This window comes from Vibrio caribbeanicus ATCC BAA-2122, assembly GCF_000165125.1.
Lineage (GTDB): Bacteria > Pseudomonadota > Gammaproteobacteria > Enterobacterales > Vibrionaceae > Vibrio > Vibrio caribbeanicus.
In genome coordinates, this window is record NZ_AEIU01000063.1 from 57,570 (window position 1) to 82,145 (window position 24,576).

General features: G+C 42.0%; 23 protein-coding genes and 2 tRNA genes. 19 read left to right on the forward strand and 6 right to left on the reverse strand.

Features of this window, described 5'->3' with window-relative positions:
- Positions 1–21: 21 nt before the first annotated feature.
- Positions 22–492, reverse strand: a complete 471-nt coding sequence (locus RH40_RS07365; RefSeq protein WP_009600803.1) for a zinc ribbon-containing protein — start codon at positions 490–492, stop codon at positions 22–24.
- A 178-nt stretch (positions 493–670) separates the two neighbouring features.
- On the opposite strand from RH40_RS07365, the gene leuS reads away from it, so the two are divergent.
- From leuS to RH40_RS07430, 13 genes are all read left to right on the forward strand, one after another.
- The gene (gene leuS, locus RH40_RS07370; RefSeq protein ID WP_009600804.1) at positions 671–3,244 is read left to right on the forward strand and encodes a leucine--tRNA ligase; all 2,574 of its coding nucleotides are present in this window, start codon (positions 671–673) and stop codon (positions 3,242–3,244) included.
- Positions 3,245–3,351: 107 nt separating this feature from the next.
- Entirely contained in the window at positions 3,352–3,987 is a 636-nt protein-coding gene (locus tag RH40_RS07375; RefSeq protein ID WP_009600805.1) for an LPS-assembly lipoprotein LptE, read from the forward strand.
- A gap of 32 nt (positions 3,988–4,019) precedes the next feature.
- Positions 4,020–5,033, forward strand: a complete 1,014-nt coding sequence (holA, locus tag RH40_RS07380; RefSeq protein WP_009600806.1) for a DNA polymerase III subunit delta — start codon at positions 4,020–4,022, stop codon at positions 5,031–5,033.
- Positions 5,034–5,099: 66 nt separating this feature from the next.
- Positions 5,100–5,417 (forward strand): ribosome silencing factor, encoded by a 318-nt coding sequence (gene rsfS, locus RH40_RS07385; RefSeq protein ID WP_009600807.1) that lies wholly within the window; start codon positions 5,100–5,102, stop codon positions 5,415–5,417.
- A 4-nt stretch (positions 5,418–5,421) separates the two neighbouring features.
- Positions 5,422–5,892, forward strand: a complete 471-nt coding sequence (gene rlmH / locus RH40_RS07390; RefSeq protein WP_009600808.1) for a 23S rRNA (pseudouridine(1915)-N(3))-methyltransferase RlmH — start codon at positions 5,422–5,424, stop codon at positions 5,890–5,892.
- 6 nt (positions 5,893–5,898) lie between these two features.
- Positions 5,899–7,779 (forward strand): penicillin-binding protein 2, encoded by a 1,881-nt coding sequence (mrdA, locus tag RH40_RS07395; protein WP_009600809.1) that lies wholly within the window; start codon positions 5,899–5,901, stop codon positions 7,777–7,779.
- Between the two features lie 2 nt (positions 7,780–7,781).
- The gene (rodA, locus tag RH40_RS07400) at positions 7,782–8,903 is read left to right on the forward strand and encodes a rod shape-determining protein RodA (RefSeq protein WP_009600810.1); all 1,122 of its coding nucleotides are present in this window, start codon (positions 7,782–7,784) and stop codon (positions 8,901–8,903) included.
- Positions 8,904–9,686, forward strand: coding sequence for a septal ring lytic transglycosylase RlpA family protein (locus RH40_RS07405; RefSeq protein ID WP_009600811.1), 783 nt, complete (start codon positions 8,904–8,906; stop codon positions 9,684–9,686).
- 90 nt (positions 9,687–9,776) lie between these two features.
- Entirely contained in the window at positions 9,777–10,955 is a 1,179-nt protein-coding gene (locus tag RH40_RS07410; protein WP_009600812.1) for a serine hydrolase, read from the forward strand.
- A gap of 134 nt (positions 10,956–11,089) precedes the next feature.
- On the forward strand, positions 11,090–11,368 hold the full coding sequence (ybeD, locus tag RH40_RS07415) for a DUF493 family protein YbeD (protein WP_009600813.1): 279 nt from the start codon (positions 11,090–11,092) through the stop codon (positions 11,366–11,368).
- Positions 11,369–11,533: 165 nt separating this feature from the next.
- Entirely contained in the window at positions 11,534–12,211 is a 678-nt protein-coding gene (gene lipB, locus RH40_RS07420) for a lipoyl(octanoyl) transferase LipB (RefSeq protein ID WP_009600815.1), read from the forward strand.
- On the forward strand, positions 12,208–13,173 hold the full coding sequence (lipA, locus tag RH40_RS07425; protein WP_009600817.1) for a lipoyl synthase: 966 nt from the start codon (positions 12,208–12,210) through the stop codon (positions 13,171–13,173). Before lipB ends, lipA begins: the two co-directional genes overlap by 4 nt.
- Before the next feature lie 128 nt (positions 13,174–13,301).
- Positions 13,302–13,631 (forward strand): hypothetical protein, encoded by a 330-nt coding sequence (locus RH40_RS07430; RefSeq protein WP_009600818.1) that lies wholly within the window; start codon positions 13,302–13,304, stop codon positions 13,629–13,631.
- Positions 13,632–13,890: 259 nt separating this feature from the next.
- On the opposite strand, the gene glyA is transcribed toward RH40_RS07430, so the two are convergent.
- Entirely contained in the window at positions 13,891–15,141 is a 1,251-nt protein-coding gene (gene glyA / locus RH40_RS07435) for a serine hydroxymethyltransferase (RefSeq protein WP_009600820.1), read from the reverse strand.
- 306 nt (positions 15,142–15,447) lie between these two features.
- Here glyA and RH40_RS07440 point away from each other — a divergent pair, with 306 nt between their 5' ends.
- Positions 15,448–16,047 (forward strand): YitT family protein, encoded by a 600-nt coding sequence (locus RH40_RS07440; RefSeq protein ID WP_009600822.1) that lies wholly within the window; start codon positions 15,448–15,450, stop codon positions 16,045–16,047.
- A gap of 17 nt (positions 16,048–16,064) precedes the next feature.
- Here the strand turns inward: RH40_RS07440 and RH40_RS07445 are convergent, their stop codons facing one another.
- Entirely contained in the window at positions 16,065–19,187 is a 3,123-nt protein-coding gene (locus RH40_RS07445) for a multidrug efflux RND transporter permease subunit (RefSeq protein WP_009600823.1), read from the reverse strand.
- Positions 19,187–20,257 carry an efflux RND transporter periplasmic adaptor subunit gene (locus RH40_RS07450; protein ID WP_039954414.1) on the reverse strand — a complete coding sequence of 357 codons (1,071 nt, stop codon included), beginning with the start codon at positions 20,255–20,257 and terminating at the stop codon, positions 19,187–19,189. The genes RH40_RS07445 and RH40_RS07450 overlap by 1 nt, the downstream gene beginning before the upstream one ends.
- A 265-nt stretch (positions 20,258–20,522) precedes the next feature.
- Here RH40_RS07450 and RH40_RS07455 point away from each other — a divergent pair.
- Positions 20,523–20,607 (forward strand) — tRNA-Tyr (locus tag RH40_RS07455).
- Positions 20,608–20,692: 85 nt separating this feature from the next.
- A tRNA-Tyr gene (locus RH40_RS07460) sits at positions 20,693–20,777 on the forward strand.
- A 73-nt stretch (positions 20,778–20,850) separates the two neighbouring features.
- Here RH40_RS07460 and RH40_RS07465 read toward each other — a convergent pair.
- Positions 20,851–21,195 (reverse strand): MliC family protein, encoded by a 345-nt coding sequence (locus tag RH40_RS07465; protein ID WP_009600825.1) that lies wholly within the window; start codon positions 21,193–21,195, stop codon positions 20,851–20,853.
- A gap of 38 nt (positions 21,196–21,233) precedes the next feature.
- The gene (gene gmhB / locus RH40_RS07470) at positions 21,234–21,785 is read right to left on the reverse strand and encodes a D-glycero-beta-D-manno-heptose 1,7-bisphosphate 7-phosphatase (RefSeq protein ID WP_009600826.1); all 552 of its coding nucleotides are present in this window, start codon (positions 21,783–21,785) and stop codon (positions 21,234–21,236) included.
- A gap of 212 nt (positions 21,786–21,997) precedes the next feature.
- On the opposite strand from gmhB, the gene metN reads away from it, so the two are divergent.
- Genes metN through RH40_RS07485 form a run of 3 tightly spaced genes read left to right on the forward strand, consistent with a single transcriptional unit; the run spans position 21,998 to position 24,538 of the window.
- The gene (gene metN, locus RH40_RS07475; RefSeq protein ID WP_009600827.1) at positions 21,998–23,032 is read left to right on the forward strand and encodes a methionine ABC transporter ATP-binding protein MetN; all 1,035 of its coding nucleotides are present in this window, start codon (positions 21,998–22,000) and stop codon (positions 23,030–23,032) included.
- On the forward strand, positions 23,022–23,699 hold the full coding sequence (locus RH40_RS07480) for a methionine ABC transporter permease (protein WP_009600828.1): 678 nt from the start codon (positions 23,022–23,024) through the stop codon (positions 23,697–23,699). Before metN ends, RH40_RS07480 begins: the two co-directional genes overlap by 11 nt.
- A 29-nt stretch (positions 23,700–23,728) precedes the next feature.
- Positions 23,729–24,538 (forward strand): MetQ/NlpA family lipoprotein, encoded by an 810-nt coding sequence (locus RH40_RS07485; protein WP_009600829.1) that lies wholly within the window; start codon positions 23,729–23,731, stop codon positions 24,536–24,538.
- Positions 24,539–24,576 lie beyond the last annotated feature (38 nt).

Consider the following 24,576-nt stretch of genomic DNA (forward strand, 5'->3'; position numbering starts at 1 on the left):
CATCATTGTAAGCACGAGTTGCTAGGGTTTTAGCGCCTGCCTACTAAAACCCTTAGCACCACACTTAATGCATGGTGTAATAATCGTTGGGTGGCTATAGGTGGTCTTATTACCGCACTTGTCGCATATCAAGACACCCAACCCAATCACTTCTCCGACCTGGTAAAGCCCTTGATGATCCAGATCAGCAAAAAGTTCGATCCATTCAACTTGCGTTTTATCGGTAATATCGAGTAAAGCCTGCCATATTGAGTCCGTGACCATAATAGCGAAGGGACTGCTTTTCGATTCTTGATAACTTTGAGCAAACTCTTTTAAATCCGATTGAATGTAAGCAGATACCAGAGCCAATTCATCTTTTGTCAGATTATTCGCAGCGCTAACCATCTTTCCCGAGTTTTCTAGAACGTGCATAAATTCATCAGGACTATGTTTGATAGCCTCGACAACATCTTCCAACATTTCCTCATAACTCTGTTTACGCTTCGGCATAAGAAACCTCCACACTTACTTAGGTTGTAAACACTAGGCTAACAAAAATTATCGTAATTAAAGCTAACGAGACCAGTGATTGGTATTGTTGTGTACCTTACCTTTAGGTATTCTATGTCGATCTATTAATGTCTGTTCTAACCGAACTCACAAATTCCAAGATAACCGGATATCATCGATGCAAGAACAATACAACCCGCAAGAGATTGAACATAAGGTTCAACAACACTGGGACAACAACAAGACCTTTGTTGTAAGTGAAGACCCAAATAAAGAAAAATTCTACTGTCTCTCTATGTTCCCATATCCAAGTGGTCGACTGCATATGGGTCATGTTCGCAATTATACCATCGGTGATGTGGTTGCACGTTTCCAACGTTTACAGGGTAAGAATGTTATGCAACCCATCGGTTGGGATGCATTTGGCCTCCCTGCTGAAAACGCTGCAGTTAAGAATAATACTGCGCCTGCGCCATGGACTTACGAAAATATTGAATACATGAAAAACCAGCTCAAATTGCTGGGCTTTGGTTATGACTGGAACCGCGAGTTCGCCACTTGCACACCAGAATATTACCGCTGGGAACAAGAATTTTTCACCAAACTCTATGAAAAAGGACTGGTTTACAAAAAGACCTCTTCGGTAAACTGGTGTCCAAATGATCAGACAGTGCTTGCTAATGAACAGGTTGAAGATGGCTGCTGCTGGCGCTGTGATACACCTGTTGAGCAAAAAGAAATACCGCAATGGTTTATTAAAATCACGGCGTACGCTCAAGAGCTTCTTGATGACTTAGATAAACTTGACGGCTGGCCTGAAATGGTTAAAACCATGCAGCGTAACTGGATCGGTCGTTCAGAAGGTGTTGAGCTAAAATTCGAAGTGCCCGGCCATCAAGATCTTGAGGTATATACAACCCGCCCAGATACACTAATGGGCGTCACATATGTTGGTATTGCAGCAGGCCACCCTTTAGCAACCATCGCCGCTCAGAATAACCCTGAACTGGCTAACTTTATCGAAGAATGTAAAAATACAAAAGTTGCAGAAGCAGAGCTTGCAACAATGGACAAAAAAGGGATGGCAACAGGCCTTACGGCAATACATCCATTAAATGGTCGCGAAGTGCCAGTATATGTTGCCAACTTTGTTCTCATGGATTACGGAACTGGAGCAGTCATGGCTGTACCAGCGCACGATCAACGTGATTTTGAGTTTGCAACCAAGTACTCCCTTGACATCATACCTGTAATTAAACCATTAGATGGAACTCCATTGGATGTTTCCGAAGCCGCCTACACAGAAAAAGGAATTCTTTTCGATTCTGGTGAGTTTGATGGATTAGAGTTTAAAGCCGCATTTAATGCCATATCTAATAAATTAGAGTCAGAAGGCAAAGGCAAGAAAACAGTTAACTTCCGCCTACGTGATTGGGGAGTGTCTCGTCAGCGCTATTGGGGTGCTCCTATCCCAATGGTCACCACAGAAGATGGTGAAGTTCACCCAGTACCGAAAGAGCAATTACCGGTTATTCTGCCAGAAGACGTTGTGATGGACGGGGTAACTAGCCCAATAAAAGCTGATAAAGAATGGGCTAAAACGACATTCAATGGTGAACCAGCACTACTGGAAACAGATACCTTCGATACTTTCATGGAGTCATCTTGGTACTACGCTCGTTACTGCTCCCCCCAGGCCGATGATATTTTAGACCCAGAAAAAGCGAACTATTGGCTGCCTGTCGATCAATATATCGGCGGTATAGAGCACGCATGTATGCACCTATTATATTCTCGGTTTTTCCATAAATTATTGAGGGACGCTGGTTACGTCACATCGGATGAGCCGTTCAAGAAGTTACTTTGTCAAGGAATGGTTTTAGCCGACGCTTTTTACTACACCAACGAAAAAGGCACCAAAGAATGGGTTGCACCTACTGACGTCACAGTAGAGAAAGATGGTAAAGGCCGTATTACTTCCGCGACAGATCATCAAGGTCGTCATGTCGAACACTCAGGCATGATTAAAATGTCCAAGTCAAAGAATAATGGTATTGATCCACAAGAAATGGTCGATAAATACGGCGCCGATACTGTACGCCTTTTCATGATGTTTGCCTCTCCTGCTGACATGACACTGGAATGGCAGGAATCAGGAGTAGAAGGTGCAAACCGCTTCCTAAAACGTGTCTGGAAACTGGTCAATGAACATACTGCAAAAGGAAAAGCTGATGATTTAGAGATCTCTCAACTATCCAATGCACAAAAGTCTTTGCGAAGAGATGTACATAAAACCATTGCAAAAGTCACAGATGACGTTGAACGTCGACAAACTTTTAATACTGCGATCGCCGCAATTATGGAGCTAATGAATAAGCTAACCAAAGCCCCTCAGGAATTGCCTCAAGACAGAGCGATTATTGACGAGGCGCTAAAAGCGGTTGTGGCAATGCTATACCCCATTACACCACATATTTGTTTCGAAATGTGGAATGCTCTGGGTAACGTCGATATTGATAGCGCAGCTTGGCCTCTACACGATGAACAGGCACTAGTCGAAGACGAAAAACTTATCGTTGTCCAAGTGAATGGCAAACTCAGAGCAAAACTGACTGTCAGTGCTGATGCAACAAAAGAGCAAGTCGAGGAGCGAGGACTTAGTGATGAGAATGTTGCCAAGTTCACAGATGGAAAAACAATACGAAAAGTGATCTATGTTCCTGGAAAACTGCTCAACATTGTAGCCAACTAAGACCCTAAACGACATTACAGGGTGTAAACACCCTGTAATGCTTAGTTTAGTCACTTTAAGAGAGGCGACTAAACTAAGCATTCACATTAGAACGAGAGCCTTATACTATGTTTAATAACACGCCTCAAAACACCTTTCCATTATTTGTAAAATTCGCTCTTGTTATTTTATTTTCAAGCGTACTTTCAGCTTGTGGTTTTCACCTTAGAGGAGATTACTCAGTACCACAAAGCCTACAAAAGCTTTCAATTACCAGCTTCGACCAGTACAGCACATTTACCCGGATGTTGAAGACACAACTAAGAATGTCTGAAATTGAAATTGTTGAGCCAGCTGAAGATGTACCCAATTTACATATCATGAGTGAAGGAATGGGGGAACGGACTCTCTCTCTTTATCAAAATACTAACTCTGCCGAAAAGGAGCTTACTTTCAACGCATCGTATCGTGTGACAATTCCTGAAAAAGGAACTCTCAAGCTTTCGACTTCAGTCAGTCGTAGCTATTTAGCTAACTCTCTAACAGCCCTCGCTAAATCAGTAGAACGCGACATGCTGGAAGACGAAATGCGCAAAGTTGCTACAGATCAAATTATCCGCCAGCTCGCCCGCCTAAAATTGGAGACACTTTTCGAGAACAATGATGTCACCGAAGAGCCATTACCCCTAGCTGATGAGCAAAATACAATAGAGCAATCATCAGAAGAAGCTCCGGTTTCCCAGACAACAAAAGTTGATCAGTAACAAAGTGTCCAAGGGGGCTACTGGATAAATTTATGCGTATTTTTGCTGATAACCTAGCTGAACAATTAAATAAGCAGCTTCACCCAATATACCTGCTACTAGGCAATGAACCACTACTTATTGAAGAGTCACGGTCAGCAATATATCAATCAGCTCATATGGAAGGCTTTACAGAAAAACAGCGCTTTAGTTTGGAAAAAAATGCTCATTGGGAGGACATTTACAACAGTGTTCAGGCTATGAGCCTTTTTTCATCGAAAAAGATTATAGAGCTGGAACTTCCAAGTTCTGGAGTCAACAATTCCATCACTAAAGAGCTAGCAGCACTTTTCCCTCTGTTACATCCAGACATTATCTTAGTCGTTATTGGCAGTAAAATAACCAAAGCTCAAGAAAACGCAAAATGGTTCAAACAACTCTCTGCAACTGCCTGTAGAGTGAATTGTTTAACACCTGATATTACTCGTCTCCCCCAGTTTATACGAGCTCGTTGCAAGTTACGAAATCTCACGCCAGATGATGAAGCACTGCAAATGCTATCACAATGGTATGAAGGTAACTTACTGGCACTTAATCAAAGTTTAGAAAAGCTCACTTTGCTTTACCCCGACGGTGAATTAAATTTGGTTCGACTGGAAAAAGCTCTCAGCCGAAGTAACCATTATACTATCTATCACTGGTGTGATGCATTGTTGGCTGGAAAAATGAAGCGAAGTCAGAGAATTCTTCGCCAACTAAAAGCAGAGGGAATAGAGCCTGTCATTATCACAAGAGCATTACAAAAGGAGCTAACACAACTTTTTGCAATGGCTACAAATCTTAAATTGCACAATCTCCATCAGATTTTCGAACAACATCGCATTTGGCAATCAAAACGTCCACTTTATACGGCCGCACTAGGCAGGCTTTCCACAACCAAGATTCAGCATCTATTACAATTACTCTGTAAAATTGAAATAACAACAAAAACTCAATACGAACAATCAAGCTGGCCACTATTACAGCAGTTAGGAATAGAAGCTTGCATGCCACAGGTTAAGTTTTAGGAAGCATGTTATGATGACCTCATATAAATCGTCACCTTCAAAGACACACATATTAGGGAGAAAGCCTTGCAACTTGAAGAACTGAACACATTCCTACGCGAAAAAGTAGATGATATGAAAGCTCAGGATATTGCCACAATAGATGTTACGGGAAAGTCGAGCATCACTGATTTTATGATCGTTTGTACAGGTACATCAAAAAGACACGTTACCTCGATTGCTGAACACCTCACAAAAGAATCTAAATCTTTGGGTATAACACCTATGGGGATAAATGGGGACAATCAAGGAGAATGGGTGATTGTCGATATGGGTTCAACCATAGTTCACGTTATGCAAGAAGAACAAAGAGAACTATACAACCTGGAGAAACTGTGGGGCTGATAGTATGAAGATACAATTAATTGCTGTCGGCACTAAAATGCCCAAATGGATTGAAGAAGGCTTTACAGAATATCGGCGCAGATTTCCTCATGATATGCCACTAGAGCTCGTAGAAATTCCCGCAGGGAAAAGAGGGAAAAATGCAGATATTGTGAGAATTTTGCAAAAAGAGGGAGAGGCAATGCTTTCAGCAGTGCCAAAAGGAAATAGAATTGTTACTCTCGACATTCCCGGCAAAAAGTGGGATACGCAGCAATTGTCCCAGCAACTAGAATCCTGGAAACTCGACGGAAGGGATGTTTCAATATTGATTGGTGGCCCTGAAGGGTTAGCACCGCAATGCAAGGCAGCCGCTGAACAAAGTTGGTCACTGTCTGCACTTACCCTACCACATCCTTTAGTTAGAGTGATCATGGCAGAAAGCTTATACAGAGCATGGAGCCTTACCACCAACCACCCATACCATCGAGAATAGTATTTCATGTTACGAAAGCGGAGTCGTATTAGAGACTATCAGGAAGAAGCTCGTCTTTTTAGAAGCCGTGCTATGGTCGCCTTCGTTGGTATTATTACTTTGGTTGGTTTACTCGTGACCAACCTATACAACATTCAAATTAATCAGTATAACGACTACAAAACACGCTCAAACGATAATCGTATAAAAATTGTCCCCATAGCACCCAATCGTGGGCTTATTTATGATAGAAATGAGCGTATTCTTGCTGAAAATCGCCCGGTATTCAGCTTAGAAGTGACTCCAGAAAAAGTGAAAGATATGGATGACACTATTCGTCGTCTGCAAAACTTTCTAACGATTACTCCCGAGCAAATAGAACGATTTAATAAAGAACGGCGTCAAACACGACGTTTCAATTCTATTCCTATTCTGTCACAACTTACAGAAGAACAGGCCGCAAAGTTTTCTGTTCAGCAGCATAATTTTAAAGGTGTGGCGATTAACGCTTCTCTGAAGAGACACTATCCATACGGTGATGTGCTTACCCACGTAATCGGCTACGTATCGCGAATAAATGACAAAGACATGAAGCGACTTATTCGTGAAGAACAGGACTCCAATTATCAAGCTACGAGAGATATTGGAAAAATAGGCATAGAACGATATTACGAGAGCCTACTGCATGGCACAGCAGGTTATCAAGAGGTAGAAGTTAACAGCCGAGGCCGAGTAATAAGGACCCTCAAGTATGTCCCTCCTGTTCCCGGAAAAGATATTGTTCTGAACTTAGATATCGATTTACAACTGTATGTTCATGAATTACTCGCCGGCCGCCGAGGAGGCGCTGTTGTTTTAGACCCACAAGATAATGGCGTCATAGCCATGGTCTCGAGTCCAAGTTATGACCCGAATGCTTTTGTACACGGAATCTCAGGAAAAGATTACGGCGCACTATTGAATGATAAAAATCGCCCTCTCGTAAATCGTGCAACGATTGGTATTTACCCACCGGCGTCGACCATCAAACCATTTATGGCTGTCGCAGCTTTACAGGAAGGCGTGATCACCCCTTACACTGTACGAAATGATCCGGGCTATTGGCGGATACCCAATTCTAAAACAAAACCCTTCCGAGATTGGTTACGATGGGGACATGGCAAGGTAGATATTGTCAAATCAATCGAAGAATCTGTTGATACCTTTTTCTATCAGATTGCTTATGATATGGGCATTGACAGAATCTCTAGCTGGATGACAATGTTTGGGTTTGGAGACTATACGGGAATAGACCTATACGAAGAAAGCAGTGCAAATATGCCAACCCGAGATTGGAAAATGCTCAGACACAGAACACCTTGGTATCAGGGTGACACAATACCTGTAGGCATTGGTCAAGGCTATTGGACCGCGACCCCAATGCAGATCGCCAAAGCAACCTCGGTATTAGTCAATCGAGGCGATGTCATCGCACCACATCTTCTCAGAGCCACGATTGATAATAGTGATACCTTCGAAAACGCCCAACTTGCTAGCTTCGTCACCTATCCACCTATCACAGGAGTAAAAGATCGTTTTTGGGATATCGCGGTTGAAGGGATGCGTCTGGTTAATCATGGTACTCGAGGTACAGCAAGAAGGGCGTTTAGAAATACTCCTTATACCAGCGCAGGTAAATCTGGAACAGCTCAGGTTTTTGGGTTAGCAGAAGACCAGAAATATAATGCCGAAGAAATTGCGGAACATTTAAGAGACCATGCTCTATTTACTGGTTTTGCCCCCATTGAAGATCCAAAGCTTATCGTAACAATTGTGCTTGAAAACGCAGGAAGTGGATCCTCCCAAGGGGGTTCCGTAGTAAGAAAAATATTTGACCACGTGCTTGTTGCACATGAAGAGGTTGATTAGATATGGATTTAAACCCTGCAACGGGCCAAAATCGTGCTTTTTTTGAGCGCTTTCATTTAGACCTGCCTTTAATACTTGGTCTCCTTGTATTAATGGGATTTGGTTTAGTCGTCATGTACAGCGCAAGTGGTCAAAATATTGCTATGATGGAGCGCCAAGCAATGCGTATGATGCTTTCACTTGGCGTCATGATCATTTTGGCGCAAATACCACCAAGAAGCTATGAAGCACTTGCACCATTTATGTTTATTGGTGGTGCTGTACTTTTATTAGGAGTACTATTTTTTGGTGAGGAATCCAAAGGTGCTCAGCGCTGGCTTAACTTAGGCTTTATTCGTTTCCAACCATCTGAACTTTTAAAATTAGCCGTCCCTTTGATGCTTGCTAGATATATAGGTAAACGAGCACTGCCACCTACATTTCAAACTCTCGTTATCTCTTTGGTTATGCTTTTTGTTCCAACCATATTAATTGCGAAACAACCAGACTTGGGTACTTCAATTTTAATCGCAGCCTCTGGTCTATTTGTAATTTTTCTTGCGGGTATAAGTTGGAAAATAATCTTTTCCGCTATTTGCGGCCTCGGTGCCTTTCTACCTATCCTTTGGTTCTTTCTCATGCGCGAGTACCAAAAAGTGCGAGTAAGAACGTTATTTAATCCAGAATCTGACCCACTTGGCGCAGGGTACCACATTATCCAAAGTAAAATTGCCATTGGCTCTGGCGGCATATCAGGCAAAGGATGGTTGCAAGGAACACAGTCTCAATTGGAGTTCTTGCCAGAAAGGCACACTGATTTTATCTTTGCGGTTATTGCTGAAGAGTGGGGACTTATAGGAATATCCATTTTACTAGGGCTCTATTTATTTGTAATAGGCCGCGGTTTGATACTGGCAAGTAAAGCTCAAACAGCTTTTGGACGAATGATGGCAGGTAGTATCGTCCTTAGTTTTTTTGTTTATGTTTTTGTCAATATAGGCATGGTAAGTGGTATCCTACCTGTTGTTGGTGTCCCTCTGCCGCTGATAAGCTATGGCGGGACTTCAATGGTCACACTTATGGCAGGTTTTGGTATTCTGATGTCTATACACACTCACAGAAAAGCGTTTTCGAAGGCAATATAAATGCAAAATAAATTTTGGTTAATTTTCTCAGTCAGCTTTTGTCTTATACTCGCTGGCTGCTCATCTTCTCCTTCAAAACGCTACTCGATTGAACAAGATATCGCACCTGACGTCTCACCAAGTCTAGAGCACATCGAAGATGCAACGCCTGTTTATGAATCGTATAGCCTTGGTGGAAACAGCGATTACAAACTTCGAGGAAAAAGCTATACCATCATAAAGAGTCCTCAGGGCTTTAAACAAAAAGGCACTGCCTCTTGGTACGGCAAAAAATTTCACGGCCATTTAACTTCAAATGGTGAAATTTATGACATGTACTCCATGTCAGCTGCGCACAAAGAATTGCCAATACCGAGCTACGTAAAAGTGACTAATGAGGATAATGGAAAAACGGCAATAGTGCGCGTTAATGACCGAGGCCCTTTTCACGAAGGAAGGATAATTGACCTTAGTTATGCTGCTGCCACCAAACTTGGTGTGGTGAAAACAGGAACAGCTAATGTATCCATTGAAGTTATCACAACAGATAAACCCAACAGCCCATCTGAATTAAAGGGACATCCTAAATTCATCATTCAAGTCGCTTCTTCACAAAATAAAGAAAGAGTTGAAACCTTAGCGCAAAAGTTAAGTCAAACTTTATCTTGTAAGAGCTATATTAATTCCTATCAAGATAGGTACCGTGTGTTATTGGGCCCATTCGATGACTATATGTTGGGTCAGGAAACGCTAGAACAAGTGAAAGCAATGGGTTATCCAAGTGCATTCATAAAATCCCAGTAGTCCTTGATTAAAAGCTCCCGTGTTCATGTACTAGAACGATCACGGGATTCTGTTAAGATATGGACAGTAACCGATAAACCTGAAATAAATATGAAAAAAACCACACTTATTAAATCTGCTTTAGTGTCTTACGTTGCTGTTCTCGCAACAACAGCATCCTCAGCTTTTGCTTCTCCAATTGTCGTGCCAGATGCACCACAAATTGCGGCAAAAGGATATGTTCTGATGGATTATCATTCTGGAAAAGTACTTGCAGAGAAAGAGATGCACACCAAGTTATCTCCGGCAAGCTTAACTAAAATGATGACTAGTTATGTAATTGGCCAAGAACTTGCGAGAGGTAATATTTCTCTACAGGATGACGTTACAATCAGCAAGAATGCTTGGGCAAAAAATTTCCCAGAATCATCAAAAATGTTTATCGAAGTCGGCACCAGTGTCAAAGTAGAAGAACTCAATCGTGGGATTATTATCCAGTCAGGTAATGATGCTTGTGTTGCCATGGCAGAGCACATTGCAGGATCCGAGGATGCCTTTGTTGATCTTATGAATGCGTGGGCAGATACCATTGGTATGAAGGATACCCATTTTGCCAATGTCCATGGTTTAGATAACCCAAACCTCTACTCTACTCCCTATGATATGGCTCTACTCGGCAGTGCTTTAATCCGTGATGTGCCAGATGAGTACCGCATATACTCAGAGAAGAAATTTACTTACAACGGTATTACTCAATACAATCGTAATGGCCTACTCTGGGATAAAAGCATGAATGTCGATGGCATAAAGACCGGCCATACTAGCAATGCTGGCTATAGCTTGGTGAGCTCTGCGACAGAGGGTAAAATGCGTTTGGTTGCCGTTGTGATGGGTACCAAAAACGCAAATTCTCGCAAATCAGAAAGTAAAAAATTACTCAGTTATGGATTTAGATTCTTTGAAACGGTCGCTCCTCACAAAGCAGGCGAGACTTTTGTTGAAGAAAAGATTTGGATGGGTAACAAAGATACTGTTGCTCTGGGGCTTGATAAAGATACCTACGTAACACTTCCCCGCGGCCAAGCCAAAAGCTTAAAAGCGAGTTTTGTACTTGAAAAAGAACTCGAGGCGCCAATCAAAAAAGGTGATGTTGTTGGTAAGCTATACTATCAGTTAGACGGTGATGATGTAGCTGAATACCCACTAATGGCTTTAGAAAGCGTTGAACAAGGCAGCCTATTTAGTCGCTTGTGGGATTACATTGTAATGTTATTCAAAAACCTACTGTAGCCACAAAGTTCCCAGAAAAGCCGCCTAGTGCGGCTTTTCTTTTGAGGCTAAACCTTCACTATTCTTGAGTTCACTGGCATTTGGCAGTACTATTTCGCGCTGTAATTACCAGTTCAATCCTCGGAGTATGTAAGATGCTAAATATTAACTCAGACGCGAAGCTGAAAGATCTATTAGAGTTTCCATGCTCTTTTACGTTTAAGGTCATGGGCTACGCCAAACCAGAGCTACCGGAGAAAGTATTAGCAGTAATACAACGCCATGCCCCCGGAGACTATACTCCAACGATAAAGCCCAGTGCAAAAGGCAACTACCATTCGGTATCTGTGAATATAACGGCAACCTCCATTGAACAAGTAGAGACTCTGTACAAAGAGTTAGGTGAAATTGATATCGTTCGTATGGTTCTTTAACAAAATTTGATACAATCAAATTTTTTAGAATACAAGGGTTATATTGTTCTCGTTGATGAGCACAAAAATGCTAGGTATGACCACACCAAAACATCAGATTTACGTATAGGTCACTGAGCCGAACCCGTTTATAATCTAGGAAAACATCGACGACGAGATATCATTATGCAAAACCAGCTTGTTGTTAAACATTTGGGAAGACAAGATTACGAGCCGATATGGCAAGCAATGCATAACTTCACTGATGCCAGAACTGACAATACAATTGATGAAGTGTGGATAGTCGAACACAACCCAGTATTTACGCAAGGGCAAGCTGGTAAGGCAGAACATCTTCTCGATCCGGGTGAAATACCGATCGTTAAAAGTGACCGAGGTGGTCAAGTAACTTATCATGGTCCCGGACAATTAGTTGCCTATTTTTTGCTGAATTTACGCCGGAAAAAGATGGGAGTCCGAGACTTGGTTACCCATCTAGAGAGTCTCGTCATCAATACTTTGAAGTCTTATGGTATTGAATCTGCAGCCAAACCGGATGCACCAGGGGTCTATGTTTACGGCAAGAAAATCTGTTCTCTGGGGTTAAGGATCCGTAAAGGCTGTTCGTTTCATGGGCTTGCCCTCAATGTCGACATGGATTTGTCTCCCTTCACCCGCATTAACCCTTGCGGCTATCAGGGCCTAGAAATGATCCAAGTGAGCGACCTAGCTGGCCCGATAAAAATTGAAGTCATCGAGAGAAAACTAGTCGAAGAACTGGCAACAATCCTTGGCTATGATCAAGTTGAATTTCAAACTCAAGCACTGAATGAGATCAACAATAACGAGAAGTACGAAGCATGAGTAAACCAATCCAAATGGAAAAAGGCGTTAAATATCGTGACGCTGATAAAATGGCGCTTATTCCAGTTAAAAACATGCCAGTCGAGCAAAAAGAAGTGCTTCGAAAGCCCGAGTGGATGAAAATAAAACTGCCTGCAGATAGCCAGCGTATCCAAGACATAAAGTCAGCCATGCGTAAAAATAATCTGCACTCAGTGTGCGAGGAAGCATCGTGCCCAAACTTAGCAGAATGCTTTAACCATGGTACTGCTACTTTTATGATACTCGGTGCCATCTGTACCCGTCGTTGTCCATTTTGTGATGTTGCCCATGGAAGGCCTTTAGCTCCTGAAAATGATGAGCCTAAAAAGCTCGCTAAAACCATTCAGGATATGAAGCTTAAGTATGTCGTTATAACATCAGTCGATAGAGATGATTTACGTGATGGCGGTGCCCAACACTTTGCTGATTGTAACCGTGAGATCAGAGCGCTCAATCCACATATTAAAATCGAAACCTTAGTCCCTGATTTCCGTGGACGTATGGATGTTGCATTAGAGCTAATGAAAGACAACCCGCCTGATGTCTTCAATCATAATTTAGAAACAGCACCACGTATGTACCGAAAAGCAAGACCAGGCGCAAACTATAAATGGTCTCTGCAACTGCTACAAAAATTCAAGCAACAACACCCAAATGTTCCAACAAAATCAGGACTGATGATGGGACTCGGGGAAACAAAAGAAGAGATTGTAGAAGTACTAAAAGATCTGAGAGAGCATGGTGTTACCATGCTGACCATTGGTCAATATCTCGCACCAAGCCGCCATCATTTGCCTGTGGAACGATATGTTCCCCCTTCAGAGTTTGATGAACTCAAGGAGATAGCATTAGAGCTAGGCTTTACCCATGCAGCTTGTGGTCCATTCGTAAGGTCGTCGTACCATGCTGACCTTCAAGCACAAGGTATCGAGGTCGGCTAAGCAATAAGCCTCGGATAAATATAACAAATAGCAACTGCTTTTTTATTTGAGGCCTTGCATAAGACTGGCGTATTCTATACGCTTGTTACTGATTATTTTTATCATTGAGAGAAACTCAAGGAATTGGTATGAAGAAATTTGGTCTCATTGCGCTTGGATTCGCTGCGCTAGTTACGGGCTGTGCTCAAAACACAAAGCAGGATAATTTCCGTGAAGCATCTTTCGAACTGTGCAACACCGAAGTTGAAATATACTCGGTCAGCGATGATGGACGCGTTCGTATTATTTGTTCTGATGGGTCTAAATTTGCTCTCTACAATGAAGAAACGCTAGAAACAATGCGCGATATTAACATCGACTACTGTGATGGCGAAGGTCTTGGTAAATTCAACGAAAGTCGCAAGTACTACTCGTTTAAGTGCAAGTCCGGAACCTTACTCAGTATTTCTAAAGAGTAGATTTATAAAAAGCTGACATTAAGTCAGCTTTTTTGTTTAGGCTGCATTGTAATCTAGTTCAGATCCACAAGACAGTGCCATTGATCCTGCCGCTTGGCTTGCCTCATGGCCAATTTCTTCCAATAGTGAGTAATAAACGTCACTAATCCAATGTTCTCTTCAAATCTGTAACCATGCAACTCTGGGCCTTAAAGGCCGCTTAGATATAATAAAAAAGCCCCAGAGGGGGCTGTAATATTTTTCATGAGAAAATGTTACTTTAAGCGTAGACAGGAAGTCGCTTACATATCTTCAGCACTTCTGCTTTGGTTTTGTTAATGATCTCTTCATTATCAATGTTTTCTAGAACATCACACATCCAATCTGCAAGTTGCTTACAGTCTTCTGTGGTAAAGCCACGACGAGTAATAGCTGGAGAACCAATACGTATACCGGATGTCACAAATGGGCTACGTGGGTCATTCGGCACAGAGTTTTTATTGACAGTGATATTAGCAGAGCCAAGTGCAGCATCTGCTTCTTTACCAGTAATACCCTTATCAATCAGGTCAACGAGGAATAGATGGTTTTCTGTTCCATTAGATACAACCTTAAATCCGCGCTCTTGAAATTGAGCCACCATAGCTTTTGCATTTTCAACAACATGGGCCTGATAGCTCTTAAATTCAGGTTCCATCGCCTCTTTGAAAGCAACTGCCTTGGCAGCGATCACGTGCATCAACGGGCCACCTTGCCCACCAGGAAATACGGCAGAATTAAGTTTTTTATATAGCTCCTCACCCGCATTCGAAAGTATCAGACCACCACGAGGACCTGCGAGCGTTTTATGTGTCGTCGTTGTCACCACATGTGCATGTGGAATTGGCGTAGGGTAAACACCAGCAGCAACGAGGCCAGCAACATGAGCCATGTCAACGAACAAGTATGCACCTGATTTATCAGCAATTTCACGCATTCTCTTCCAATCGACAATTTGTGAATAAGCAGAAAAACCGCCTATGATAAGCTTTGGACTGTGCTCAAGTGCTAATGCTTCCATCTCATCGTAGTCGATCTGGCCTAAATCATCGATTCCATAGGGGATCACATTATAGTGTTTGCCTGAGAAATTGACCGGAGAACCATGAGTCAAATGACCACCATGGGCTAAACTCATGCCAAGAATAGTATCTCCAGGATTTAAGAGCGCCATAAACACCGCACTATTCGCTTGAGAGCCAGAATGAGGCTGAACATTCGCGTATTCACAGCCAAACAGTTTACACGCTCTTTCAATCGCCAATGCTTCGGCTTTATCTACGTATTCACAGCCACCGTAGTAACGTTTTCCAGGATAGCCTTCTGCATATTTGTTGGTCAGCTGAGAGCCTTGAGCTTCCATAACTCTTGGGCTGGTATAGTTTTCAGAGGCAATAAGTTCTATATGCTCCTCTTGGCGAAGGGTTTCTTCTTTGATGGCAGCAAATAGCTCCGCATCATAATCGGCGATATTCATATCTCGCTTAAGCATCGGTGTCTCCTGAATCCTAATAAACATTGAATGGGGTCGCGACTTTTACACTAAAGCAAACGTTTGCTTCTTGCTAATGGTGCACATATTACATAATTTGATCTACGTCATAAAGAGAAAACTGGTTTTTTTAATCTTCATATTATCAACACATACCCCTAAAAATAACAAAAGTGTCAAAATTAGAGTTTACATAGCGTAAACCTCCAAATACACAGGTGTATCGAAATTTTAGTGCCGATGCTACCGAAGTCATCACTTTATCTTTATGATGCAAACCATCAATAACGCTGTACATTTTTTATAATGGAAAAACACACAAAAAAAGAAGACTGGATCGCCATACTAACGGGTACTTTTTTAGTTGCTCAAGGCGTCTTTTTTCTACAGTCGGCATCGCTTTTAACCGGTGGAACAACTGGCCTTGCTCTGTTGGTCAGTCAATTTGTTCCTCTGTCTTTTGGGACACTGTATTTTATCGCAAATAGTCCGTTTTATGTACTTGGCTACATTCGATTTGGACGCCGATTTGCTGTAAATAGTGCCATATCTGGCGCTCTTGTCTCTATTTTTGCTGATAATCTCAGTTTATTTATATCCCTAGACAAGATCACACCTCTCTATTGTGCTATCGCAGGTGGTTTACTCATGGGTCTAGGAATGTTAATACTGTTTAGGCATCAATCAAGTCTTGGTGGTTTCAATGTGCTGTGTTTATTCATTCAAGATAAATTTGGCATCTCGGTAGGTAAATCACAACTCGCTATCGATACCATTATCTTGGTAACTTCATTTTTCTTCGTTTCTGCCAACGTGGTGTTATTATCCGTCCTCGGGGCAGCAGCACTCAACCTAGTGTTAAGTATGAATCATAAGCCGACAAGATACTCTGTACATCATCGCTAAATATTTTAAAATTTATTTTATTCCATTTCTCCATGTGATAAACGACTTTTACCATGATGCCGTAGCTCACTTTCCAACTCTGTACTTCGATAGCCTGGAGAATGTGTATTGATTGACACTAGTCGGTACATGAGTGGAATAACAAATAAAGTCACCAAAGTGGCAAAACCCATACCAAAAAAGATGACCGTTCCAACGGCTAATCGACTTTCAAAGCCTGCACCTGTCGATAATAGTAACGGAATCGCCCCCGCAAGCGTCGTAAACGCGGTCATCATTATCGGCCTCAAACGACGAGCAGATGCATCAATAATGGCTTTCTCAAACTCAATGCCGCGATCGCGCAACTGATTGGCAAATTCAACGATCAATATTCCATTTTTTGTCACCATTCCAATCAACATTATCATGCCTATTTGACTGTAAATATTAAAGCCTTGATTCATCACATACAGGCCCAATAAACCACCTAAAACTCCCATAGGTACGGTAAACATGACGACTAATGGGTTAACAAAGCTCTCAAATTGTGCAGCCAGTACTAAATAGGCCACCAGCAGCGCTAAAACAAAGATAAACAAAGCACCGGATTGACTCTCTCTGAAATCTTTAGATTCACCGGCATAGCGGATAGAAATATCTTTTGGAAGCTGCTCTAGTGCCTTTGCATCGAGATAGTCAAGCGCTTCACCTAACGTATAGCCATTAGAAAGATTAGCCGAAATAGTGATCGATTTTTGTTTATCGTAATGTGACAACTTTATCGAGGATGCTACTTCTTCTATCTGGGTAACTGCGTCCAGCGTAATAAGCGCCCCTGTCGAAGTGCGAAGGTAAATTCGACTGAGATCAGAGGCACTATTGAAGTGATTTTCATCCCCACGCAGATACACATCATATTCTTCTCCGCGCTCGACAAAAGTTGTTTCACTTTTCCCTCCAAGCATAACTTCTAAGGTCTGTGATATTTCTTCAGCTGTAATACCTATTTCGGCAGCTCGAGCTTTATCAACACTTACCACCAGCTCTGGTGTTTTTTCTGAATAGTCAATATTAACACCTTCCATGTATGGAGATTGCTCAGCATCAATTTTTAACTTCTCAGCCCACTCTTTTAGCTCCGTATAATCGGTACCACCGAGAACAAATTGGACGGGCTCGCTTGAGCCTCCTCGAAAGCCTGGCATAAATGGATATATTCTCACATCAGCGATACCAGAGAGTGCTTTTCTTACTTGCCCCAAAGCTTTTTGTGCAGAAACGCTGCGCTCACTCCAGTCATTGAGAATCATAATAACAAAACCCGTTTGGTCTCCCGCATTACCACCAAAGGCCGGAGATTGAAGGCTAAAAGACTTTAAAAAACCCTGCCCAACAAGAGGCAACAGCCGTTCCTCAACTTGATCCATATTGGCAGCCATACGGTTGTAACTGGTTGCCTCGGCACCACGAACAAAAGCAAACAGTACCCCACGATCTTCCGATGGTGCTAATTGGTTTGGCAACTGATTGATCAAAAATAGACTTGTACCGATGCACGCCAAAACAAAAAAAGGCGCGCCCCACCGAAGCCCCATACACCTGCTCAATAGCTCTCGATAACGGCGCGATAATGCGGCAAATAAACGATCGACAAGTTTGTTGAATCGATTCGGCTGCACATTCGCTTTAAGTAACTTGCTACTAAGGACTGGAGCTAACGTCAGTGCGATCAACGATGAGCATAAAACCGATGTTGCCAACAGCACCGAAAATTCAGTGAAAAGTAATCCAACCATGCCGTCCATAAACGATATAGGCAAAAATACCATAACCAGCACTAAGGTCGTGGCGATTACCGCAAAACCGACTTCTCGAGCGCCTTTGAAAGCCGCCAGCAAAGGTTTCTCTCCGCTTTCAATATGATGGTAAATATTTTCCACCACCACAATCGCATCATCAACGACTAAACCAACAGATAGAACTAAAGCCATTAGGGTAATCAGGTTCACTGAAAAACCAAAAAAGTAAGCGGCAATAAAAGCAGAGATCAATGCGACAGGGACTGTAATGGCAGGAATGAAGGTGGCACGAGTTTGACCAATAAAAATGTAGAGCACGAGCACGACTAATCCACCTGTAATGAATATCGTTCGATAAACTTCAGAAATAGAGTGTTCAATAAACACCGTGGAATCATAATCAATTGCCAATCTCGATCCTTGAGGTAAATATTTTTGCGCCCTTTCGACTTCTTTATGAACAAGATTAGACACGTTTAAAGGATTAGCGTCAGATTGAGGAACAATGGCCATACTGACATTGACAATACCATCGCTCTTAAAGGTTGAGTCCTCATTTTTTGCTCCGATATAAACATCCGCTACATCTCTAAGATAAATGGGAGAATTGTCGGACGTTTTCTTTACCACCAAGGATTGAAAGTCTTTTTCACTGCTATAACCCCGATCGGTGCGTACAGACATGACTATCTGATCATTGCGTATCTGCCCGCCAGGGCTTTCAATATTCTCTTTACGCAAAGCTGTGGTGATATCGGAAACTGTGACATTCCTACCCGCCATTTGTATTGGGTCCAGCTTTACATACATTACTTTATACAAACCGCCAGAGACATTAACTGCACTCACTCCAGAAATTAGGCTAAACCGGTCTAAGAGCACTCTCTCAACATAATCTGTAAGCTGAGTACGATCCATATTGCTAGAGCTTAAATTAATATAAAGTGATGCTTCGCCAGAACCATTATTTTTGAAGACCGTAGGCTCATCAGCTTGATCAGGTATGGAACGCTGCGCTCGAGCAACGGCATCTCTTACATCACTCGCCCCCGTATTAAGGTCATAACCGAGCTCAAAGTTGATGGTGATGCGAGAAATACCATTTCTCGTGACAGAAGAAATCTGGTCAATGCCACTTATCCCTGACAGTTGTTCTTCGAGTACAGAGGTGATTTGGTTCTCGATTATCGTTGCAGAAGCACCATCATAACGCGTCGTAATCGATACCACGGGATTGTCAATATCTGGCATTTCTCGCACAGGAAGCTTGGAAAAAGAAACGAAACCAAAAACACACAGCAGTAAACTGAGAACGATGGCAGCAACAGGTCTTTTTACCGAAACATCGGACAGAAGCATTAATTTTCTCCTACGTTATTCGCTTTACTGCTATCAGACTGCGCTGTTTCATTCAGCACTTTAACCTTTACGCCGTCTCTCATATTAATAAGCCCTTGAGTGACTATCTGCTCACCAACCAAAAGTCCCTTTTCTATCACGACTTGATTGTCAGCTCGAGCTCCTAGCTGTACCTCTCTGCGATCGACCTTGTCATTGTCCCCAACTACGTAAACGAAGCGTTTGGTTCCAGAATACTCGAGTGCTTTTACAGGAATAATAGAAGCCGAGACAGGAGAAAAATTAATTCGAGCGGACACCAACATACCAGGCTTAAGTTTAAGAGAATCGTTTAAAAATCGGCTCCTCACCCTGATATTTAAAGTATTGCTGTCGATTTGGTTATCTAAAGCCACCACCTTCCCGTAAAAGATTTCATCAGGCCAGGCTTCACTTTTGGCCTCAACTTCCGCTCCAAGTGACAACTTTGCTAAATAACGTTCAGGAACCTGTAAATCTAGCTGCATAATGCTGAGGTCATCGAGGCTCAATAATGACTCTCCAGCACTGACCATCTTGCCACGACTAAAATCTATCAAGCCCACATTTCCTCTGAAGGGGGCTCTAATATGAAGGTCATTTAGATTAGCTTGAGCAAGGTCCAGTCGGGATATGGCGATATCAACATTGGCTTGTTGAGCATCTATCTCTGTTTGTGTCATTGCACTTTTTTCTAATAACCGCTCAAACTCTGATAGTTTCCTCTTTTCGTTCTTCAAGTAGGCTTTGGCTTCAGCTAGGCTTGCTATCGCCTTCTCATCATCCAATTTGATTAGCAATTGTCCAAGTTCAACTTTTTGGTTTGCTTCAATTGGAACACTCACCACTTTGCCATTTACTTGTGACGATATATCAACAGCTTGCTCTGCCTCAAATTTTCCAATCAACTCTAATACTTGTGGTATGAGCACACTTTTGACTCGCTCGGTCACAACGGCAACATCCGAGTTACGCTTATATTGGGCGTATGAAGTTGACGTAAAAATCATAAAAAAAAGGCACAAATAAGTGAGATGAGTTGTTTTATCCATTGAGAAACTTCGCATAAGAGGCTTTTCCATAGTGTACCCTTTAATACGGGTTACAAACGTCAAGTAGTGTAAAGTAAGGAATATTGTGCACGTAAAAACATTAAACATGAGTACCTTACATTAAATTATCTCCAACTTTGTTGAAAAAGACATCACTCAATTCAAAATAACAAGAAAAGTCTTTACAGCTTTTACGAGTTTGCTATGATTCGCTCCGCACTTTAGTGATGTGTTGGGAAATCATCAGTAAGTATAAAACACCCTTGGAGGGGTTCCCGAGTGGCCAAAGGGATCAGACTGTAAATCTGCTGGCACTGCCTTCGATGGTTCGAATCCGTCCCCCTCCACCATATTTCACACAACTACTCGTGAGTAAGCTGTGTAAAACACTTGGTTAACGTGTTGGGAAAACGTCAATTAAGTATAAAACGCCCTGGAGGGGTTCCCGAGTGGCCAAAGGGATCAGACTGTAAATCTGCTGGCACTGCCTTCGATGGTTCGAATCCGTCCCCCTCCACCATATAAAAAAGACCAGCATAAAGCTGGTCTTTTTTATTTCTCATTCGATTTTTCCCTATCGTAAAACTTCTAGCTTACGGAGTAATACAATTACGATAGATTTCAGAGCCCAGACTCAAAAACGCATGATTCCCTTTTAGATGCAAAGAAACAGGCTCAAAGTCGTCCGTTGAGCTTGCGTGAAGTGTATATTTTTCACCTGATGCTGCTTCTGCTCTCTGCAAGCGATAGTCTCTTTTTGGTAATCGGAGAAGTACATCTGGTTCATTTGGCATAAACGCTAATTGAAAAGTCTTATCAAGATTGCATTGATAATGATAATAGGGCCCAAGATATGGGCTCCTACCTTCATCATCCTCACTCACACATGCAAAAAGGCCAGCGACGAACAACACAAGGACAAAATACTTATCTTTCATTATGCCTCCAAATATATCGGAGCTCCTTCCTTACCGTGTTATTTGGTTAAATAGCTCGGTACATCTGCAATACTATCTAAAACGACACCAGCAAGGGCTTGGCCTTTTTCTGTGACTGGTTTTCCCGTTCTAACTAAAATTGTAGTACCTACACCAGCAGCCGTTGCTGCCATGATATCTTCAGCCTTGTCCCCGACCATCACCGACTTTTCCATATCAATATCAAGAAACTCTTTTGCAGAAATAAACATTCCTGGTTTGGGTTTACGGCATTCACAATCCTGTTTATACGCCCCTTGGCCATATTCAGGATGATGAGGACAGTAATAAATACCATCAAATTCAACACCATGGTCGACGAAATTCCAATCCATCCATTGCGTAAGAGACAAAAAACGGTCTTCACTAAACTTACCGCGAGCAATGCCAGACTGGTTTGTTACAAGAACCAACAGATAACCTTGTTGTTTGAGTAACTTAGTTGCTTCAAACACACCTTCGATAAACTCAAAATCATGCTCATCATGAACATAACCATGATCAACATTGATAACGCCATCTCGATCCAAAAATACTGCTGGTTTTGACAAAACTGTTTTCTCTTTTTTAAGTCGGTTAATAGAGAATTATTGCACGCTTTATTTATTTCAGCACGTGCAAAATAAAGATAAATCAAGCAAATTGAACGTTTGGACGTCTAGACGTAAAAATATCTATTGACACAAATCCAGCAAACCCCTAGCATCCCCCTATTAATGAGATACAGCTCAAAGAATTTACTGTCGCAATAGCGGATTTACAGATGATTGAAATTCAAAACGTAAATAAAATTTTCTATCAGGGTAAGCAAGAAATCTATGCCCTAAAAGATATTAACCTTAGTATTCCACAAGGCGAGATATTCGGTGTAATAGGGTCATCGGGTGCAGGGAAAAGTACTTTGATCCGATGTGTCAATATGCTCGAAGCTCCAACTTCAGGACAAGTTTTTGTTGACGGCATCGATTTAACTCAATTGAATAAATCAGAATTGGGCCGAGCTCGCCAGAATATCGGAATGATTTTTCAACATTTTAATCTACTTTCCTCGCGAACTGTTTTTGACAACGTTGCACTTCCTCTCGAATTGGCAAAAAGAGGTCGCAGCCAAATTGTCCAAAAAGTCACAGAACTGTTAGAACTGGTTGGCCTATCTGATAAACATTCAAGCTATCCGGCAAATCTGAGTGGCGGTCAAAAACAACGTGTTGCTATAGCGAGAGCACTGGCCTCAGATCCAAAGGTTCTGTTATGTGATGAAGCAACAAGTGCGCTAGACCCAGCTACAACTCAATCTATCCTTGAGCTATTAAAAACCATTAATCGCAAGCTCAAGATTACTATGTTGTTGATTACACATGAAATGGATGTAGTAAAAAGTATTTGCCACCAAGTTGCTATCATAGGCGCGGGTAAATTAGTCGAGAAAGGTTCTGTCGGCGAAATTTTTGCTCATCCAAAGACAGAACTTGCACATCAATTCATACGCTCTACGCTCGACTTATCGATCCCTGAGGATTATCAAACTCGAATCTCAGAAGAACGTGTCGCTGGAAGTCATCCATTAGTGCGATTGGAGTTTACTGGAAGCACGGTAGATGCTCCTCTTATCACTCAAATAGCACGCAAATTTAATATTGATGTCAGCATTCTCAACTCGGATCTCGATTACGCCGGAGGAGTTAAATTTGGCATGATGGTCGCTGAGTTATTTGGTAGCGAACAAGGCGATACAGATGCCATTGAGTTTCTTCGTGAAAATGCAGTAAAAGTAGAGGTACTTGGTTATGTCCTTTGATCAAATAGCCGATTGGTTTAGCTTAAATTCAAACCTTTTAATCAATGCGACATGGGAAACCATTTATATGGTTGGCGCTGCAGGTCTAGTTGGTTTTATTGTTGGTATACCACTTGGGGTCATTCTACACACTAGCAAAAAAGGTGGGCTTTTAGAAAATACTAGGTTAAACAAAGCTCTCGGTGCCGTCGTCAATATTGGGCGCTCTGTACCTTTCTTGGTATTAATGGTCGCAATTATTCCCGTCACAAAGTTACTTGTCGGTACCTTTATTGGCACCACTGCTGCCATTGTACCTTTAACGATTGGTGCTATTCCTTTTGTCGCAAGATTAATCGAAGGCGCCTTGATTGAAGTCCCCAGTGGACTGGTTGAAGCTGCTCAATCTATGGGAGCTACCCCATTACAAATTATCCATAAAGTGCTATTGCCTGAAGCAATGCCGACAATAATCAATTCTGTCACTATCACGCTCGTCACTTTGGTCAGCTACTCAGCAATGGCTGGAACTGTCGGTGGCGGAGGTTTAGGAGACGTTGCAATTAGATATGGGTTTCACCGCTATGATGTCACTATAATGGCAGTAACGGTTGCCATGCTGATCATCTTAGTACAAATCATTCAAACAATTGGTGATGCGGTCGTTCGCCGTGTTGACCATCGCTAACACAACATAAAAATTATACGGAGATATCAATGAAATTTAATCTCAAAAGCTTGCTTGCTCTAGCTATTGCTTCATCGGCACTCGTCTTAACTGGGTGCGGTGATAAAAATGCTGACGTAAATACAATTAAAGTCGGAGTTATGGCAGGTGCAGAAGCACAAGTTGCAGAGGTCGCGGCAAAAGTGGCAAAAAATGATTATGGCTTAAATGTCGAATTGGTTACTTTTACGGACTACGTTACTCCAAACGCTGCATTGGATGATGGTTCTGTTGATATTAATGCTTTCCAACATAAGCCCTATTTAGATCAGCAAATTGTAGATAGAGGATACAAACTATCAATCGCAGGTAACACCTTTGTTTATCCTATCGCAGGTTATTCAAAACAAGTAAAATCAGTAGATGAGATCCAAAATGGTGCACGTATTGCCGTACCTAATGACCCAACCAATCTTGGCCGTTCTTTAATTCTGTTAGAGCAACAAGGACTAATTAACTTACGTAAAGATGTGGGACTTTTAGCTACGGTAAGAGATATTACTAGCAACCCGAAGAACCTGAGTATTGTTGAATTAGAGGCAGCACAGTTGCCACGTTCTTTAGACGATGTAGCCCTTGCCGTCATCAACACCACGTATGCAAGTTCCATCGATTTAACCCCACAAAAAGACGGTATCTTTGTGGAAGATAAAGAATCTCCATACGTAAACCTTATCGTCGCGCGTCAAAGCAATGTTGACTCTGACAATGTGAAAAATTTTGTCAAAGCTTATCAGACAGATGAAGTCTACAACGCGGCTTCAGCCATATTCAAAGGTGGCGTCGTTAAAGGTTGGTAATAAAAAAGCCGAAGCGCAAGCTTCGGCACGAGTAGTGT